Here is a 17,647-nt window from a genome sequence, read left to right on the forward strand (position 1 = left end):
GCGGCGAGGGACAAGACCGCCCGCGGCGCCGAAGCTCGCCCCGCCGAAAAAGCCGTGCACCCGCGGACCGCCCGGAGCACGCTGGTCCCATGAGCACATCCTCGGCAGCACCCGCCCCGGCGACGTCGGCGTGGCGGCTCGTGACCCCGCCGCACCCGGCGACGCTCGACGACCCTGAGGCCTGGGCCTACCAGGGCATCGCGGACGTGCACGCCGCGGCGGCGGTCGTGGACGTCGGCAACGCGGACGGCGCCCCGACGCCGATCGGCATCCTCGTGGGGATGAACAACCAGGCCTACCTGCGCAAGCTGCGGCAGGTCGCCGTGGTGGACACGCCCGACGGGCCGCGGGTCGTGGGCAGCGCCTTCATGTTCCTGCACGTGCGGTCCAACCCGGAGCTGGCGATCGCGTTCGTCGCGGTCCATCCGGAGCACCGGCGGCAGGGCATCGGCTCGGCCCTGGCGCGGTGGACGCAGGAGGCGGCCCGCTCGGAGGGCCGGACGACGCTCCTGGCCCCGGTCGACTTCGGCCCCCTGCGGGAGGGCCGGCACGACGTCGAGACGCTGGTCCCGGCGTCGGGCAGCGGCGAGGTGCCCGCGAACCTGCCGGGCGTCCGGCTCGCGCAGAAGCTGGGCCTGACGCTCCAGCTCGTCGAGCGCCGGTCCCGGGTCGACCTGCCCGTCCTGCCCGAGGCGGTCTCGCGCTTCGAGGCCGAGTCCCGGGCCGTCGCGGGCGACGCGTACCGCGTCCACACCTGGACGGCCCCGATGCCGGAGGAGTGGATCGAGCAGTACGCCGCCCTGGAGCAGGCGCTGTCCGACGACGAGCCCCGCGGCGGGCTCGAGGTCGAGTCGGACGTCTGGGACGTGGAGCGGATCCGCGGCGAGGAGGCCGCGACCGCCGCGAAGGGCGACCAGTACGTGGTGACGGCGGCCGAGCACGTGGCGACCGGCAAGCTCGTCGCGATGACGATGCTGCAGTGGAACGACCTCAAGCCCGAGCACACCGACCAGCAGGCGACCGTGGTGCTCAAGACGCACCGGGGCCACCGGCTGGGGATGCTCGTCAAGGCCGTGAACCTGCGCGAGCACGCCCGGCTGCGCCCCGCCGCCCAGCGCATCTACACCTGGAACAACGAGGAGAACCCGCACATGCTCGCAATCAACATCGCGCTCGGGTTCGTCCCGGCGGGCGGCAGCGCGGACTTCCAGGGTCCGCTCTAGCCGGTCCGGGCCCGGCCCCGGTTCTGGCCGGGCCCGGGGCCGGGGCCGGCGCCGGCCAGATCAGAGCAGCTCCGGCGTGAGGTCGGGCCCGTCGCCGAACGCGGCGTCGTCGTCGAACGGGTGCACCGGGCCGCCCAGGTGGGCGTGGCGCAGCCGGGGCAGGTCCAGGTCCACGCCGCCCGGGGTGAGCATGAGCATCCAGTCCTCGGCCATGTCGTGGAGCTCGGTCTCGAGGTTGCCGATCTTGACCACCACGACGTCGGTGCCGCGCGGGTCCAGGCCGATCGCCGTGAAGTCGGACTCCAGGTGGTACGGCCGACGGCGCTCGGTGAGCACCACACGGAGCCCGCCCACGGCCACGACGCAGACGATCCCGGCGAGCGGGTCGTCCGGCCGCACGTGCTCGACGACGCCCCGCAGCGTGACCGGTCCGTGCGGACCGGCGTCGACCCGGGCCCCGGCCTCGACCTCGACGGTGGCGCCCACCCCGGCGTCGGCCACGGCGCGGGCGGCCGCGGCGTCGGGCAGGGCCGCGTAGATCGCGGTGCGGCCGCCCAGGGCAGGCTCGATCGTGAAGGCGGGCTCCGCCAGGAGCCGCGCCAGGGTCCAGGTGACGTCGCCCGCGCCGCCGGCCAGGGGGTTGTCGCCCGAGTCGGACAGGACGAACGGCCGCGCGTCGCTCGCCAGCACCGCCTTCAGGCACTCCTCATAGGTCCCGGCGGGCGCGACGAACCCGAACTCGTCGCGCGCGTCCCAGTACCGGCGGGCCAGGCGCTCGGCCTCGCGCGAGATGACGGCGTCGTCGTCGCCCATGACGACGACGGCGGCCCGGCACCGGGGCTCGTCCGCCCACGCGTAGCCGACCCAGACCGAGGCGTCGAGCACGCCGTCCAGCGCCCCGACGCGGGCGACGTCCTCGTAGATGCCCTTCGCCGGCTCCTGCCGGGTGCTCGCCCGCTCCCCCGGCAGCAGCACCGGGACCTGCACCCAGGCCTTGCGGGGCCGGCCCGCCCCGTCGATCCGCCCCAGCAGGCCGGTGGCCGCGCGCTCGCGCGACAAGTCCTCGTCCTCGTGCGGGGACGTGCGGTGGCAGGCGATGAGGTCGACGGTCGCGGCGAGCTCCCGCGACACGTTGCCGTGCAGGTCCATCGACGCCGAGACCAGGCAGTCCGGGCCGACGGCGGCACGCACCGCCCGCGCGAGGTCCGCCTCCGCGTCGGTGTACCCGAGCACGGACATCGCGCCGTGGATCTCCAGCAGCACGCCGTCGAACGGGCCCTGCGCCTCCAGCGCCAGGCCGATCTCGGTGCGGACCGTCTCGTAGACGTCCGCGGGGACGGCGCCCCCGGGCAGCGCCCCGGCGCGCAGGATGCCCACCCACTCGGCCTCCCGGCGCAGCGCCGTGCCGTCCCGCAGGAACGGGTATCTCCGGACGAGCTCGTTGCCGCGCAGCAGGGTGAACGCATCCCAGCCCGAGCGGTGCGGGGAGAACGTGCTGGACTCGATGGCCATGCCACAGATCGCGATCCGCGGTCGACGGTGGGTACGGGTCACGCGCGCAGTGTAGGCGGGACGGGTTACGACTCGGCGCATGATGTCAGGACATGTCAGAACCCCAGGCCACCGGAGTGACCTGAGGTTCTCGACATGGAGCCGGGCGCGGGCCCGGCGCGGGGCCCGCGCCCGGCGCGGGCGAGGAAGGGACGACGTCAGTCGTCGTCGCCGTCGTCGTCCTTGTCGTCCGGGGTGTTGTCGTTCGGGGTGTCGTCCGCCGCGGAGTCGTAGTTGGCGTCGTCGGGCGAGTCGGCCGACTGGGCCGAGCCCGGGGTGTCGACCGCCGACTCGTTCGGCGAGTCCGCCGACTCCGGCGAGGGGTCGTAGTTCGCGTCGCCCGGCGAGTCGGCCGACTGCGCGGAGCCCGGGGTGTCGACCGCCGACTCGTTCGGCGAGTCCGCCGACTCCGGGGAGTCGTCGGTGGCCGCGGCGGTCTTCTCGCCGTCCGTCCCGGTGCCGCCGGAGAGCGCGACGGCGGCGGACGACTCGGTCCGCGGGGCGGGGTCGTTGAGCGCGGCGGCGGTGCTCGCACCGGCGATGCCGATGATCGCGGCCGTCCCGACGATGGCCCAGCGCTTCTTCATGGTCGAGGGGTTCATGCGAGTGACCTCCCGGGTCTCCCGGCACCCCGGTCGGGTGCCTGCTGGGTATGAGTCTGCTGCGCCACGATGAGGCGACGAGGAGACGGCGATGAGACGGCTCTCATGTTGCGCACGCGCCTCATCCCCGGAACCGGTAGCCCGCGCCGCGCACGGTCTCGATGCTGTCGGCGCCGAGCTTCTTGCGCAGGTAGCGCACGTAGACGTCCACCACGTTCGAGCCGGGGTCGAAGTCGTACCCCCACACGCGCGACAGGAGCTGCTCCCGGGACATGACCTGCCCCGGGTGCTGGAGGAACACCTCCGCGAGCGCGAACTCCCGCGCGGACAGCTCCACCTCGCGGCCCCCCGCGGTCGCGGTGCGGGTGCGCAGGTCCAGCCCGACGCCGCCGTGCTCCAGCCGGTCCGACGGCGCGGCCTCCCCCGTCGCGCGGCGCAGCCGCAGCTTGATCCGCGCGAGCAGCTCGTCGAACCCGAAAGGCTTGGACATGTAGTCGTCCGCGCCGCCCTCCAGGCCGGCCACGCGGTCCGAGAGGGAGTCGCGCGCGGTGAGGATCACGACGGGCAGCGTGGAGCCGACGTCGCGCAGCCGCTGGAGCACCGTGAACCCGTCCAGGACGGGCAGGCCGATGTCCAGCACCATCAGGTCGTAGCCGCCCGACATGGCGTGGCCGAGGGCCGCCGCGCCGTCGGACACGACGGTGGGCTGGAAGCCGTGCGCCTTGAGGCCCTTGCGGACGAACTGCGCGATGCGCTCCTCGTCCTCCGCGATCAGGATCTGGTTCACGCCGCCTCCTCCGCCGCGGTCGTCGCGCCCCGGGTGTCGGCGGGGCCTCCGTGCTGTCCGGCGGAGCCGGCGCCTCCGGCCGAGCCGCCGCCGACGGGCCACGTCATCACGAAGCGCGCCCCGCCGCCGTCGGACCGCTCGACCACGACGTCGCCGCCGTGGCCCTGCGCGATGGCGCGGACGATCGCGAGGCCCAGGCCGGAGCCGGGCACGCCGCCCGTCGTGCTGCCCCGGGCGAACCGGTCGAAGATGCGGTCCGCCTCCTCGGGCGGCACGCCCGGCCCGGTGTCCCGCACCCAGAGGCGGACCGTGCGGCCCGACGGGCCGTCGAACACCTGCGTGCCGATGCCCACCTGGTCGTCGGCGCCGGTGAACTTCACGGCGTTGTCCGCGAGCTGGAGCACCGCCTGGGTGAGCCGGTGCGCGTCGGCGGCCACCTCGACGTCGGCCCGCGCGTCCACCACCCAGCGGCGCGCGCCCAGCGCCCCCGCCTTGTCGTGCACGTCGTCCGTGAACCGGCCGAGGTCCACCGGGGCGAGGGTCACGAAGTCGGACCGCTCCGCCTTGGCGAGCAGCACGAGCTCCTCCACGATCTGCCCCATCCGGGAGGTCTCGTCCAGCAGCAGGTCCCGGGTCTCCCGGACGTCCGCCGGGTCGTCCGGGTCGAGCACCTCCAGGTGGCCGCGCAGCACCGTCAGGGGCGTGCGCAGCTCGTGCCCGGCGTCGTCCAGGAACCGGCGCTGCGTCTCGATGGCCGTGGACAGCCGGTCGAGCATGGTGTTGAAGGCGCCGGCGAGCTCGCCGAGGTCGTCGTCGGTCGCGACAGGCACCCGCTGGGACAGGTCGGTCTCGGTGACGCGCGTCGCGGTGGCGCTGAGCTGGCGGAGCGGGCGCAGCAGGCGGCTCACCACGAGCCAGGCGAAGAACCCGAGCAGCACCAGGGCCACGCAGCAGACGATCGCGTACGTGCGCATGACGTCGTACTCGGCCGCGAGCGACTGGTCCAGCGCGGACGCCATGACGTACGCGCCCACCTCCTGCCGGTCCGGCACGGTCACCGGCACGACGACGAACCACACCCGGCCGATCTCGGTCTCGATCTCGCGCTGGACGGTCGTGTCGGACTGCGGCGTCAGGCCGGCGACGACCTCCTGGACCACCGGGTCGTCCGCGATCACCCGGCTCAGCGCGGGCGGGTTGGACTGCTGGTGCACGCCGTCCAGGTAGCTCACGAACATCTCGTTGGTGCCCGGGACGTTGCGCTCCATGGCGACGCTCATGAGCCGCCCGGCGCCGTGGAAGTCCTCGCCGGTCTCCGGGTCCACACCGTCGATCGCGAGCCGCTGCAGCTCGCCCATCTCCTGGTCGAAGTCCTCGGAGATGTCGTCCATGATCTGCTGGGACTGGATGGCGTGCGTCAGCAGGCCCGCCCCGAGCAGCCCGATGGCGGTCACCGCCACGACGACGGTCACGACCTTGGCCCGGACCGAGGGCCGACGCAGGCTCAACGGGCGCCCGCGCCGGCGGTCGCGAGGCGCGACCCGTCGAGCCAGGCCGCCACGACGTCGAGGCGGCGCGACGTCGCCGCCTGCCAGTTGCGCTCCTGGACCCGGTGCGGGCCCGTGGCCAGGGAGAGCAGCACGCCCGCGACCCGGGCCGCGAGGTCGCGCGGGTCGACGCCGCGGCCGCCGGGCTCGGTCACGAACCCGGTCGCGTAGTCCGCCGCGAGCCGGCGCATCCGGTTCGCGCGGGCCACGTGCCCGGCGTCGGACCCGCCCACGAGGGACAGCACGTCCAGGTGCGCGACCAGGCACGCGAGGTCGTCGGCGCGGTGCCCCGGCCCCGCGGAGTCCACGTCGAGCAGACCGGTGACCCGCCCGTCGGTGAGCATGATCTGGGCCTCGTACAGGTCGCCGTGCGTCGGGTCGGTCCCGGTGCCGCGCTCCGCGAGCCGCGCGGCGACGGCCGCGGCCAGGTCGTCCGCCCGGGCGGCCTCCGCGGGCAGCGCCGCCCCGATCACGCCCGCGTAGTGCTGCGCCGACTCGCTCCAGGCCGGGCGGCGCGGCAGGTCGCGCACCTCGGCGGGCAGCCGGTCGAGCAGGTCCAGGATCTCGGGCGGGGACGGGATGCGGGCCCCGTCGCGGACGGCGGTCCGCATCTCGGTGCCGTGCAGCGGCGACAGGACCAGCAGGCCGTCGTCGGACCAGCCGAGGGGGCGCGGCACGGGCAGCCCGGCCCGGGACAGCAGCGCGTGCCGCTGGTGCAGGTCCGCGACCTTGCGCGGGCGCAGCACCTTGAGGAACACCCGGGCCGACGCCGCCGTCGCCTCCAGCACCGCACGCCGCGTGGGCCGGTAGGCGCGGACCTTCAGCTCGGGGTGCGCACGCTCGCGCGGGCCGACGCCGAGCCCCGCCAGCAGCTCCTCGACCGCGGCGGGGTCGAAGGCGCGCGGCAGGGCGGGCAGCGCCGGGTCGCCGGGGAAGCGCCACACGGCGACCGTGGCGTCGCCGTCGGACAGCGTGACCACGCCGGGCTTGCGGCCGTCGCGCGCCCGGCCGACGCTCGCGCCGAGCGTCTCGGAGCGTTCGACGCCGTTCCACCGCACCGTCGCGCGGTAGGACACCGTGGTCGTCGAGCCCGGCCGGTGGTCCACCTGGCGCACCCGCCAGTCGACGAGCTCACCACCCGCCGTCGCCACGGCGGCGTCGAGGAGCCCCGCGGCGGACTCGCCGGTCAGCAGATCGAGGTGGGTGTTCACCGTGCCATCCTCGCAGCCGGGCGGGGCAGAAGCGCCCCGATCCGGATGAGAATCCTCTAACCCGGGCGCCTCGCGGCGCCCGGGCCGAGGTCTGCGTCAGGCGCGCAGCTCGCGGTACCTCGCGATCAGCGCCGCCGTCGACGGGTCCTGCGCGGCCAGGGCGGCCTCGTCGCCCGCGACCGCGGGGGCGATCTCCAGCGCGAGCTTCTTGCCGAGCTCGACGCCCCACTGGTCGAACGAGTCGATGCCCCACACGACGCCCTGGACGAACGTGATGTGCTCGTACAGCGCCACGAGCTGCCCCAGCACGGCGGGGGTCAGCGCGGGGGCGAGGATCGACGTCGTCGGCCGGTTGCCGCTGAACACCTTGGCCGAGACCAGGTCCTCGGCGACGCCCTCGGCCCGCACCTCGTCGGCCGTCTTGCCGAACGCGAGCGCCTTGGTCTGCGCGAAGAAGTTCGCGAGGAACAGGCCGTGCACGTCGGCGCCGGCCTCGACCGCTCCGCCGTCGCCCACTGCGTCCGCCAGCGGGTAGGCGGGGTTGGCCACGGCGATGAAGTCGGCCGGGATCAGCCGCGTGCCCTGGTGGATGAGCTGGTAGAACGCGTGCTGGCCGTTGGTGCCGGGCTCGCCCCAGAAGACCTCGCCGGTCTCGGTCGTGACGGGCGTGCCGTCCCAGCGCACCGACTTGCCGTTGGACTCCATCGTGAGCTGCTGCAGGTACGCCGGGAACCGGTGGAGCTGCTGCGCGTACGGGAGCACGGCGTGCGTGTGCGCGTCGCGGAAGTTCACGTACCAGACGTTGAGCAGGCCCATCAGCGCGGGCACGTTGCGCTCGAACGGCTCGGTGCGGAAGTGCTCGTCCATCGCGTGGAAGCCGCCGAGGAAGTCGGCGAACGCGTCGGGGCCGATGGCGACGGCGAGCGAGGTGCCGATGGCCGAGTCGACGGAGTAGCGGCCGCCCACCCAGTCCCAGAACCCGAACGCGTTGGCGGGGTCGATGCCGAAGGCCTCGACCTTGTCCAGGGCGGTGGACACGGCGACGAAGTGCTTGGCGACGGCGTCGGCGCGGCCCTCCTCGGAGTCCTCGATGGCGCCGGCGGCGACCAGCGAGCGCCACAGCCAGTCGCGGGCGAGCCGCGCGTTGGTGAGGGTCTCCAGCGTGCCGAAGGTCTTGGAGGCGACGATGAACAGGGTGGTCGTCGGGTCCAGGTCGGCGGTCTTCTGCGCGACGTCGGTCGGGTCGATGTTGGAGACGAACCGGACCTCCAGGCCGTCCTGCACGTAGGGCTCCAGGGCCTCGTACGCCATGACGGGGCCCAGGTCGGAGCCGCCGATCCCGATGTTCACGATGGTTCGCACGGGCTCGTCGGTGACGCCCGTCCACTCGCCGGAGCGGACCTTCTCGGCGAACGCGTAGACCTTGGCGATCTCGTCGGCCACGTCGGCGGTGACGTCCTGGCCGTCGACGGTCAGGGGCTCGTCCGACGGGCGGCGCAGCGCGGTGTGCAGCACGGCGCGGTCCTCGGTGACGTTGATGTGCTCGCCGGCGAACATCGCGTCACGGCGCTCCGCGAGGCCCACCTCGTCGGCCAGGGCGAGGAGCGCCGCGAGCACGTCGTCCGTGACCAGGTTCTTCGACAGGTCGACGTGCAGGTCGGCGGCCTGGTGGCTGAGGCGGCCGGCGCGGGCCGGGTCCTCGGCGAACCAGCCGCGCAGGTCGGGCCGGAGGTTCTTGGAGAGCTCGGTGAGCGAGCCCCAGGCGTGGGTGGTGGTGGCGTCGACAGGCACACGTGCCGGCTCTGAGGTCATGACTCAACCGTAGTGCGGAGAGCCCTGGCCGCAGCCTCGGCCAGTGTCTGATCCGTCACCTCGTAGCCGGCGTCGCCGCCGCCCCCGGGGCCGCCCGCGTCCTTCACGGTCCGCTTGGCCGACAGGTGCACGGCGTCGACGCCCACGGCGAGCAGCGCGGGGATGTCCGCGGCGGTCACGCCGCCGCCCGCCATGATCTCGATGCCGAGCTCCGCGCTGCGCTCCACGAGGGCGCCGAGGCGGTCCAGGCCCTCGGCCGCGCGGGCCGCGCCGCCCGAGGTCAGCACGCGCGCCACGCCCAGCTCGGCCAGCGCGTCGAGCGCCGCGACCGGGTCCGCGACCACGTCGAGCGCCCGGTGGAACGTCACCTCGGCGTCGTCGGCGGCGTCGACCAGGGCGCGCGTGCGCGCGACGTCCACGGTGCCCGACGGCGTCAGTGCGCCCACGACGACGCCGTCCGCGCCGGCGTCGACCGACAGGATCACCTCGCGGAGCATCAGGTCGTGCTCGGCCGGCGAGTACACGAACCCGCCGGGCCGGGGGCGGATCAGCACGTGGACCTCGAGGATCGGCGCGCTGTCCGACGTCGGGACCACCGCCGCGGCGTCAATCACCGCCTCGATCAGCGCGGCGCTGGGCGTGATGCCGCCGGTGGCGCCGAGCGCGGAGCAGAGCTCGACGCGCCGGGCACCGACGTCGGCAGCGATCACCGCCCCGGCCGGGTCCTGGACAGCGAGCTCGAGAGCGACACGTGGGGGCACGTGCGAAGCGTAGCCGGGCGCGGCGCGGCCGTTCGCCCGCCGTGACGGGTACCGAGTCGGTAGGGTCCCATGGCATGGCCATCGATCCCAGTGCGATCCTCCAGGGTCGCGCCCCCGGGCGTGCCCCTGTCGGAGTGATCGTCGGGATCGTCTTCGCGTCCGTCTGCCTGCTGGTCATCCTCGCGTTCGACGCGGTGACGGGCGGCGCATCCTTCGTCGTCGGGCTGCTGCTGGCGCTGCTCCCCGTCGCAGTGTGGCTGCCCCTGGTGCTCGCGCTGGACCGCCTGGAGCCCGAGCCGCCGAACGCCCTGATCTTCGCGTTCCTGTGGGGCGCGGGCGTGGCGGCGCTGTTCGCCAGCATCCTGAACACGCTCGGGCTGTCGCTGCTCACCGAGACCGAGCTCACGGGCGAGGAGGAGGGCTGGTACCTCGTCGCGACGTTCGGCGCGCCCGTGGTCGAGGAGGTGCTGAAGGCCGCCGTGCTCTTCAGCATGCTGTGGTGGCGCCGGCAGGAGCTGAACGGGCCCACGGACGGCGTCATCTACGCCGCGATGGTGGGGCTCGGCTTCGCCGCGACGGAGAACGTTCAGTACTTCGTCGACGCCCTGGCGACGGACCAGCTCGGCTACGTGTTCGTGCTGCGCGCGATCGTCTCGCCGCTGCTGCACCCGCTGTGCACGGCCATGACGGGGATCGGCGTCGCGGTCGCGGCCCTGGCGGGGCCGGGCCGGGTGCGGCGGACGGCGCCCCTGTACGGGCTGCTCGGCGCGATCGCCCTCCACAGCCTGTGGAACGGCTCCACGAAGTTCGGCCTGGTCGGCCTCGCGGGCGCCTACCTGGTGGGCTTCGTGGTGCTGGTCGTCATGATCGTCGTCCTGGCCCGCGACCGGCGCCGGATCGTCCAGCTCATCGAGCACTACCTGCCGCTGTACGGGCCGGTCGGCATCGTCACCCACGACGACCTGCGCATGCTGTCCAGCCTGCCCGCCCGGCGGGCGGCCCGGCGCTGGGCCCGGTCGGCGGGCGGCCGGCAGGCCGAGCGCGCCATGACCGACTACCAGCAGGCCGCCACCGAGCTCGCGCTGCTGCACCAGCGGGCCGGCGCCCAGCGTGACCTCGACCCGCACGGCCTGGAGCAGCAGCGGCAGTACCTGGTGTGGGTCATGCAGCAGGCGCGGGCCCTGTTCGTCGCCCGCCTCCCGCACCCCCCGACGTCCCCCTGGGGCGCCACAGGCTTCAGCCCACCCCCCAGACGCTGAAGGCGGCGACGTGTCAGACGTACAGGTCCCTCGGGTGACCTGGAGGTCTGACACGGGGGTCAGGCGTGCGCCAGGTCCACGACCAGCGCGCGGAGCAGCGCCGTCCGGTCCGCGATCCGGTCCACCAGCACGTGCTCGTGGTCCGCGTGCGCGCCGCCGCCCACCGCGCCGAGGCCGTCGAGCGTGGGGGTGCCGACGCCCGCGGTGAAGTTGCCGTCGGACGCCCCGCCCACGGCCACGCCGGTCAGCGCGGGCAGCCCGGCCTCCGCGGCGAGACGCGTGGCGCGCTCGAACAGGTCGGCGGACAGCGCGCGCTCCAGCGGCGGCCGGTTGATGCCGCCCTCGATCTCGAGCGCCGCGCCGGGCAGCACGGGCGCCAGCGCCCGCAGGGCGACGTCGACCCGCTCCTGCTCGGCGACCGAGCGCGCGCGGACGTCCACGGCGACCGACGCCTCGGCCGGGACGGTGTTACGCGTGGTGCCCGCGGCGGCGACCGTCGGCACCACGGTGGTGCCGAGCGCCGGGTCGCCCAGGGCCTGGATCGCGAGCACCTGGTGCGCCAGCTCGACCGACGCGTTGACGCCCTTCTCGGGCTCCAGGCCCGCGTGCGCGGCGCGCCCCTTGACCAGCACCCGGTAGATCGACGTGCCCTTGCGCTCCAGCTTGAGCGCGCCGTCGTCGGCGGAGGCCTCCAGGACCAGCGCGGCGCGCGCCCCGCGCGCCTCGTCCTCGATCAGTGCCTGGGACGACGGCGAGCCGAGCTCCTCGTCGCCCGTCACCAGGAGGGTCACCCCGGTGCGGTCGGCCAGGGACCCGAGCACGTGCAACGCCATCGCGAGGCCGGTCTTCATGTCAAAGCAGCCGGGCCCCCGCAGCACGCCGTCGGTGATGCCGAACGGGTGCGTGCGCAGCGAGCCGAGCGGCCACACCGTGTCGTGGTGCGCGAGCACCAGCACGCGCGTCGGGCCCCCGAGCCGCCACCGCAGGTGCGTGCCGAGCCGCTCGGGCTCGATGCCCAGGTGCGCCGTGCCGAGCCGGGCCACCAGGTCGGCGGACCGGGCCAGCGCGGCCGGGTCCTCCGACGGCGACTCGCACTCGACCAGCGTCCGCAGGTCCTCGATCAGCGCGTTCGTGTCCGGCAGGGCGGGAGTCTCGTGGAAGGGCATGCGTGCACGGTAACCGCCCGGCCGCGCCCGCCCCGGACGGGCCGGCGCGGCCCGACCGGTCAGAGCGAGAGCAGCCGCAGCGTCAGGGCCGCCGCCGAGAACACCATGAGCAGGCCGGTCGGGACAACGCCCGCCCAGTCCTTCGCCCGGACGTGCGTGATGACGGCGCCCAGGAAGTAGACGACGAAGCAGCCCGTGGCCGCGATGCCGATCGGCGCCCACCAGATCCCGGCCACGGTGCCGACGGCGCCCGCGAGCAGGAGGGCGCCGAGCACGGGGATGAACCGCCGGGGCACCCCAAGCTTGGTGGTGAGCGGCTCGACGACCTGCGGGTTTCCCGTCAGCTTGCCGTACCCGCTGAACGCGGTGGCCAGGGCGAGCAGGGCGGAGACGATGACAGCGGCGACGAACACGGGTCCTCCAGGGACGACGACCGGGCAGGCCCGGCAAGGGCGGCGCCCGTACGGGCGCCCGGAGCATCGTGCGCCCCGCGGCGCGGGTTGCCAAGTGCCGGGTTAGCAACTTACTTTTTGTAAGTGACCTCCGAGCCGACGACGAACCCCACCCCCGCGGCGTCAGCGCCGCCGTCCCAGCCGCCGTCCCCGGACGAGTGCGGGGTGTTCCAGCGCACCCTCGAACAGGCGGGACGCCGCTGGTCCGGCGCGATCCTCTACGCCGGGGTCGCCGGCGCCCGGCGCTTCGTCGAGTACCGCCGGTACGTCCGCGGCATCTCCGACCGGGTGCTGACCCAGCGCCTGCGCGACCTGGAGCGGCAGGGGTTCATCGCGCGCGAGGTGGTGCCGACCATGCCGGTGCAGATCCTGTACACCCCCACCCAGGCCGGCGCCGAGCTCGTCGCCGCGCTGCGGCCGCTGGCCGAGTGGGGCTCCCGGCACCTGGACGTCCTGGACCGCGAGGACGACCACTAGGCAGGCACGGCGGGCACGGCCGGCGCCGTCGCCCTCCGCCCGGCGCGGCGCAGGCCCACGGCGATGACGGCGCCCACCACGACGTGCTCGGCCACCAGGAGGGCGACCGACGCCGGCGTCGTGCCGGAGGCCGCGCCCAGCAGCGAGACCAGCAGGGCCACGCCGCAGAGCACGCGCCACGCCACCTCGCCGCCGCCCTTCGCGAGGCGGGCGAGCACGGCCCGCGCGCCCCAGCCGGCGAGGCCGGCCACGAGGGCGGCGACCGCCGCCGCGACGACGGTCACGGGCTGGGTGGCGGCGCCGGTCCGGGCCTCCGGGTCGACGCCGAGCGCCGTGCCGATCAGCCACACGACGACGGCGGCCGCTGCGGCGGCGAACGGCACCGTCCACGCGGGCCAGGGGCTACGGGTCACCAGGTTCTGTGCCATGACGTCTCCTCACTCCTCGGCACGTCCGTCGTGCCTGGTCACAGCCTCCTGGAGCGCGGCAGGCGCGACATCCGCCCGTGGTACCGCGCCGTGTCACCCTTCGGTAGCGGCAACCCCCGACCTTGGTCGGTGTCGCCGCCCCGGACGGCGTGCCTAGAGTCACCGGCATGACCTCCGACGAACCGCGGGACTGCCCGCCCGACCAGGCCGTACGCCCCCGGCGCCGCGCGATCGTGGTGGCCATGGTGCTGCTCGGGGTCCTGACGCTCTCGACGGTGCTGAGCCGCCAGGCGAGCGGGTCCGCGGCACTGCCCCTGGAGCTCGTGGACCTGGCGGCCGCGGTGGTCTCGCTGGCGCTGCTGCCCCTGATGTGGGCCCGCCGGTCGGTCCCCCTGGCCCTCGTGCTGGCGGCGCTGGCCGCGGTCTCACCGGGGGCGACGCCCGCCGCGACGTCGGCGGTGCTGCAGATCGCCCGGTGGTCGCCGCTGCGCACGGCGGTACTCGTGGCGGCCGCGAGCACGGCCGCGCACGCGGTGCAGGGGCTGTGGCGCCCGCCGTCGTTCCCCCTGGGCTGGTGGCTCCTGTGCGACGTCGCCGTGCACGCCGCGCTCCTCGGCTGGGGCGCCTACCTGCAGGCCCGCGCCCAGCTCCTTGCCGACCTGCGGGCCCGCGCCCGCCGGGCCGAGGCCGACCGCGAGCAGGCCCTGGAGGCCGCCCGGTCCGGGGAGCGCAACCGGATCGCGGCCGAGATGCACGACGCGCTGGGGCACCGCCTGTCCCTGCTGGCCGCCACGGCGGGCGCCGTCGAGTACCGGCCGGACGCGCCCCCGGATCAGCTCGCCGTCGCGGCCGGGCGGGTGCGCACCGGCGCGGCGGAGGCCCTGGAGGACCTGCGCCAGCTCGTGCGGCTCCTGCGCGGCGGGTCGGACCGGCTCGCGCCGCCGCCCACGCTCCGCGACATCCCCGGGCTGGTGGACGCGGCCCGGTCCGTGGGCACCCCCGTGACGCTCGACCGGACCGGCGACCACGACCCCGAGCCCTCACCTCCGGTCGCGGCCGCCGCATACCGCGTGGTGCAGGAGGGCCTCACCAACGCCCGCCGGCACGCGCCGGGCGCCTCGGTGCGGGTCACGGTGACGACGAGCCCCGACGAGGTCCGGGTGGTCGTGGCCGACGACGGCCCCGCGCGGTCCGCCGACGGCGAGCCCGGCACCGGCCTGGTCGGCCTGCGCGAGCGGGTGGAGCTGCTGGACGGCACGCTCGACGCAGGCCGCTCACCTGCCGGTTTCACGCTGGAGGCACGGATACCGTGGGCCTGATGGAGACCCGCCTCGTGATCGTCGACGACGACGCCCTGGTCCGCGCGGGCCTGCGCCTCATGCTCGACGGTGCCGAGGGCATCCGCGTGGTCGGCGAGGCCGCCGACGGCGGGGAGGTGGCGGGCGTGCTCGACGCCCACCCCGCCGACGTCGTGCTGATGGACCTGCGCATGCCCGGCGTCGACGGCATCGAGGCCACCCGCCGGGTCCGGGCGCGGCCGTCGCCGCCCGCCGTCGTCGTGCTGACGACCTTCGACACCGACGCCGAGGTGGTGGGCGCCCTGCGGTCCGGGGCCGCCGGCTACCTGCTCAAGGACATGCCGCCGGCGCGGATCGCCGCGGCGGTCCGCGCCGCCGCGAGCGGCGAGCCGGTGCTCGCGCCCGACATCGCGCGCCGCCTGATGGACACGGTCGCCGCCGGGGGCGGCGAGGTGCGGGAGGCCCGGGCCGCCCTCGGCCGGCTCACGGGCCGCGAGCGCGACGTCGCGCTGGAGATCGGGCGCGGCTCGTCCAACGCGGAGATCGGACGGCGCCTGTACCTGAGCGTCCCGACCGTGAAGGCGCACGTCTCCAGCGTGCTGGTGAAGCTCGGCGTGGAGAACCGCACCCAGGTGGCGCTGCTGGTGCAGCAGGCGGGCGCGGACTAGGCGCGCAGCCCCAGGAACTCAGCCACCCGGTCCGACGCCGGCGCCGTGCGCAGCTCCTCCGGCGCGGCCACCTGGAGCAGCCGCCCCCGGTCCATGACGCCGACCCGGTCGGCCACGGCGGACGCCTCGGCGTGGTCGTGCGTCACGAACACGGTGGTGGTGCCGGTCTCGACGAGCGCGGCCCGCACCTCGCCCGCGAGCCGTTCGCGGAGCTGCCGGTCGAGCGCGGACAGCGGCTCGTCGAGCAGCAGCAGACGGGGCCGCGGGGCCAGGGCGCGTGCGAGGGCGACCCGCTGCTGCTCGCCGCCCGACAGCGTGGGCACGGCCCGCTGCTCGTACCCGGCGAGCCCCACGAGGTCGAGCAGGCCCGCGACCCGCTCGTCGCGCTCCTGGCGGGTGAGCGGCAGGGTCTCCAGGCCGTAGGCCACGTTGCGCCGGACGTCGCGGTGCGGGAAGAGCTGGCCGTCCTGGAACATCAGCCCGAACCGGCGCTTGTGCACGGGCAGCCCGGCGAGGTCGGCGCCGTCGTACCGCACCTGCCCGCCCGCCAGGGGCTCCAGACCGGCCACGGCGCGCAGCAGGGAGGACTTGCCGCACCCGCTCGGCCCGAGCAGCGCCAGGACCTCTCCGGGCGCGACCGTCAGCGACACGTCGTCCACCGCCGTCACGCCGGCCACACCGGCCCCGTACCGGACCGAGACGTCCCGGACCTCCAGTCCTGCCATCAGAACTCCCCTCCGGCGCGGTCGTCGCGCAGTAGCTCCGCCACCATCATCACCGTCGCGGTCAGCGCGGCGAGCACCACCGACGCCGCGAGCGCCATCCCGTAGTTCTCCGCCCCGGGCCGCCCGATGAGGCGGTAGATCACGACCGGCAGGGTGGCGCCGTCGGGCCGCGCGAGGAACGACGTGGCGCCGAACTCGCCGAGCGACACCGCGAACGCGAAGCCGGTGGCCAGGCCGAGCGACCGCAGGGCGATCGGCAGGTCCACGGTACGCAGCACGCGCCCCGGGCCGGAGCCGAGCACCGCGGCGACCTCCCGCAGGCGGGGGTCGATCGCCCGGAGCACCGGCAGCACGGTGCGCACGACGAGCGGCACGGCGACGACGGCCTGGGCCACGGGCACGAGCAGCCCCGAGGTGCGCAGGTCCAGGCCGAGCACGGGCTGGTCCATGGTGATGAGGAACCCGAAGCCGACGGTCACCGCGGACACGCCCAGCGGCAGCATGAACAGGCCGTCGAGCGTCCCGATGGCGCGGCGGGTGCCCGCGGACCGGGGACGCCGGGACACGACGAGCGCGACGAGGCCGCCCACGACCAGCGAGATCAGCGTGGCGGCGAGCGCGATCCGCAGCGAGGTCGCCGTCGCCTCCCAGACCGTGACGACCAGCGCGTTCCGCTCGCCGGTGGTCCCCAGCGCGACGTAGTTGCCCGGGCCCCAGGACCCGTCCGGCTCACGGAACGAGCGGGCGACCAGCCCGGCCAGCGGCAGCACGATGAGCCCGGCGACGATCGCGACGCCCGCGAGCGACGCGGCGACGTCGGCGGGCGAGCGCCAGGACAGGGGCCGCGCGGTGCGGCGCGCGGAGACGAGGTGCAGCGCGGCCTCGCGCCGCCGTCGGGCCCGCGCGGACACCGCCAGGGCCGCGGAGATGACGACGAGCTGCAGGATCGACAGCACGGAGGCCGAGCGCAGGTCCAGGAACTGGGTGGTGCGGGTCCAGATCTCGGTCTCGATGGTCCCGTAGCGCACGCCGCCGAGCACGAGCACCACCCCGAACGCCGTGGCGCAGAACAGGAAGACAACGGACGCCGCCGAGGTGATCGCGGGCGCGAGCGACGGCAGCGTGACGGTCCGGAACACCCGGGCCGGCGCCGCGCCCAGCGAGGCCGCGGCCTCCTCCGCGCGGGGGTCGAGCCGTTCCCACAGCCCGCCGACGGTACGCACCACCACGGACACGTTGAAGAACACGAGCGCGACGACGATCCCGGCGAGCGACTCCTCCAGCCCGAGGAACCCGAGCGTGCCGCCCGGCGCGAAGAGGGCCCGGAACGCGACGCCCACCACCACGGCGGGCAGGACGAACGGCACGGTCACGAGCCCGCGCGCCAGGCTGCGCCCGGGGAACGACCGCCGGTACAGCAGGTACGCGAGCGGCAGGCCGAGCAGCACCGAGAACGCGGTGCCGAGCACGGCCTGCGTGAGCGTGAGGCCTACGAGGCGCCACGTGCGCGGACGCGACAGCACCTCGGCGAAGCCGGTGAGGTCGAGCGCGCCGTCGGGCACGAAGCCGCGGACCACGAGCGCGGCCACCGGCCACGCGAAGAAGACGGCGAGGAAGCCGAGCGGGACCGCGACCGCCACCCCCCACAGGAGGGGCGCCGGCCGCAGCCCGTGCCTCAGA

17 protein-coding genes are annotated in these 17,647 nt (G+C 75.2%); 5 read left to right on the plus strand and 12 right to left on the minus strand.

What is annotated here, in order from left to right; genetic code table 11:
• Positions 1 to 89 precede the first annotated feature (89 nt).
• Complete coding sequence (locus tag FHX71_RS22725; protein ID WP_182619668.1) at positions 90 to 1,223, plus strand: GNAT family N-acetyltransferase; 1,134 nt, start codon at positions 90 to 92, stop codon at positions 1,221 to 1,223.
• Between the two features lie 60 nt (positions 1,224 to 1,283).
• Here FHX71_RS22725 and FHX71_RS22730 read toward each other — a convergent pair whose 3' ends face one another.
• The 7 genes from FHX71_RS22730 to FHX71_RS22760 form a co-directional block, all read right to left on the minus strand.
• Positions 1,284 to 2,777, minus strand: coding sequence for a M81 family metallopeptidase (locus FHX71_RS22730; protein WP_312877180.1), 1,494 nt, complete (start codon positions 2,775 to 2,777; stop codon positions 1,284 to 1,286).
• A 155-nt stretch (positions 2,778 to 2,932) separates the two neighbouring features.
• Complete coding sequence (locus tag FHX71_RS22735; RefSeq protein WP_182619670.1) at positions 2,933 to 3,376, minus strand: hypothetical protein; 444 nt, start codon at positions 3,374 to 3,376, stop codon at positions 2,933 to 2,935.
• Positions 3,377 to 3,497: 121 nt separating this feature from the next.
• Positions 3,498 to 4,163, minus strand: a complete 666-nt coding sequence (locus FHX71_RS22740; RefSeq protein WP_182619671.1) for a response regulator transcription factor — start codon at positions 4,161 to 4,163, stop codon at positions 3,498 to 3,500.
• The gene (locus FHX71_RS22745) at positions 4,160 to 5,671 is read right to left on the minus strand and encodes a sensor histidine kinase (RefSeq protein ID WP_182619672.1); all 1,512 of its coding nucleotides are present in this window, start codon (positions 5,669 to 5,671) and stop codon (positions 4,160 to 4,162) included. Before FHX71_RS22745 ends, FHX71_RS22740 begins: the two co-directional genes overlap by 4 nt.
• Positions 5,668 to 6,921, minus strand: a complete 1,254-nt coding sequence (locus FHX71_RS22750) for a phosphotransferase (protein WP_182619673.1) — start codon at positions 6,919 to 6,921, stop codon at positions 5,668 to 5,670. Before FHX71_RS22750 ends, FHX71_RS22745 begins: the two co-directional genes overlap by 4 nt.
• Before the next feature lie 96 nt (positions 6,922 to 7,017).
• The gene (pgi, locus tag FHX71_RS22755; RefSeq protein ID WP_182619674.1) at positions 7,018 to 8,733 is read right to left on the minus strand and encodes a glucose-6-phosphate isomerase; all 1,716 of its coding nucleotides are present in this window, start codon (positions 8,731 to 8,733) and stop codon (positions 7,018 to 7,020) included.
• Positions 8,730 to 9,494: a copper homeostasis protein CutC gene (locus FHX71_RS22760; RefSeq protein WP_182619675.1), complete on the minus strand. Its 765-nt coding sequence runs from the start codon at positions 9,492 to 9,494 to the stop codon at positions 8,730 to 8,732. The genes pgi and FHX71_RS22760 overlap by 4 nt, the downstream gene beginning before the upstream one ends.
• 74 nt (positions 9,495 to 9,568) lie before the next feature.
• Here FHX71_RS22760 and FHX71_RS22765 point away from each other — a divergent pair, with 74 nt between their 5' ends.
• Positions 9,569 to 10,753: a PrsW family intramembrane metalloprotease gene (locus tag FHX71_RS22765; RefSeq protein WP_220490239.1), complete on the plus strand. Its 1,185-nt coding sequence runs from the start codon at positions 9,569 to 9,571 to the stop codon at positions 10,751 to 10,753.
• A 59-nt stretch (positions 10,754 to 10,812) separates the two neighbouring features.
• On the opposite strand, the gene FHX71_RS22770 is transcribed toward FHX71_RS22765, so the two are convergent.
• Both FHX71_RS22770 and FHX71_RS22775 read right to left on the minus strand, forming a co-directional pair.
• Positions 10,813 to 11,919 (minus strand): M20 family metallopeptidase, encoded by a 1,107-nt coding sequence (locus tag FHX71_RS22770; RefSeq protein WP_182619676.1) that lies wholly within the window; start codon positions 11,917 to 11,919, stop codon positions 10,813 to 10,815.
• Between the two features lie 59 nt (positions 11,920 to 11,978).
• Positions 11,979 to 12,332 carry a DoxX family protein gene (locus tag FHX71_RS22775; protein WP_182619677.1) on the minus strand — a complete coding sequence of 118 codons (354 nt, stop codon included), beginning with the start codon at positions 12,330 to 12,332 and terminating at the stop codon, positions 11,979 to 11,981.
• A gap of 123 nt (positions 12,333 to 12,455) precedes the next feature.
• Here FHX71_RS22775 and FHX71_RS22780 point away from each other — a divergent pair, with 123 nt between their 5' ends.
• On the plus strand, positions 12,456 to 12,848 hold the full coding sequence (locus FHX71_RS22780) for a winged helix-turn-helix transcriptional regulator (RefSeq protein ID WP_312877181.1): 393 nt from the start codon (positions 12,456 to 12,458) through the stop codon (positions 12,846 to 12,848).
• Here the strand turns inward: FHX71_RS22780 and FHX71_RS22785 are convergent.
• Positions 12,845 to 13,276 (minus strand): DUF6069 family protein, encoded by a 432-nt coding sequence (locus FHX71_RS22785; RefSeq protein ID WP_182619678.1) that lies wholly within the window; start codon positions 13,274 to 13,276, stop codon positions 12,845 to 12,847. The two genes, FHX71_RS22780 and FHX71_RS22785, sit on opposite strands and share 4 nt — an antisense overlap.
• A gap of 167 nt (positions 13,277 to 13,443) precedes the next feature.
• Here FHX71_RS22785 and FHX71_RS22790 point away from each other — a divergent pair, with 167 nt between their 5' ends.
• Together FHX71_RS22790 and FHX71_RS22795 are read left to right on the plus strand one after the other, a co-directional pair.
• Positions 13,444 to 14,595, plus strand: a complete 1,152-nt coding sequence (locus FHX71_RS22790) for a sensor histidine kinase (RefSeq protein WP_220490240.1) — start codon at positions 13,444 to 13,446, stop codon at positions 14,593 to 14,595.
• Entirely contained in the window at positions 14,595 to 15,242 is a 648-nt protein-coding gene (locus FHX71_RS22795) for a response regulator (protein ID WP_182619679.1), read from the plus strand. The genes FHX71_RS22790 and FHX71_RS22795 overlap by 1 nt, the downstream gene beginning before the upstream one ends.
• On the opposite strand, the gene FHX71_RS22800 is transcribed toward FHX71_RS22795, so the two are convergent.
• Complete coding sequence (locus FHX71_RS22800; protein WP_182619680.1) at positions 15,239 to 15,967, minus strand: ABC transporter ATP-binding protein; 729 nt, start codon at positions 15,965 to 15,967, stop codon at positions 15,239 to 15,241. The two genes, FHX71_RS22795 and FHX71_RS22800, sit on opposite strands and share 4 nt — an antisense overlap.
• The gene (locus FHX71_RS22805) at positions 15,967 to 17,646 is read right to left on the minus strand and encodes an ABC transporter permease (RefSeq protein ID WP_182620059.1); all 1,680 of its coding nucleotides are present in this window, start codon (positions 17,644 to 17,646) and stop codon (positions 15,967 to 15,969) included. Before FHX71_RS22805 ends, FHX71_RS22800 begins: the two co-directional genes overlap by 1 nt.
• Between the last annotated feature and the right edge of the window lies 1 nt (position 17,647).

This window comes from Promicromonospora sukumoe (assembly GCF_014137995.1).
In the GTDB taxonomy this organism is placed as follows: domain Bacteria; phylum Actinomycetota; class Actinomycetes; order Actinomycetales; family Cellulomonadaceae; genus Promicromonospora; species Promicromonospora sukumoe.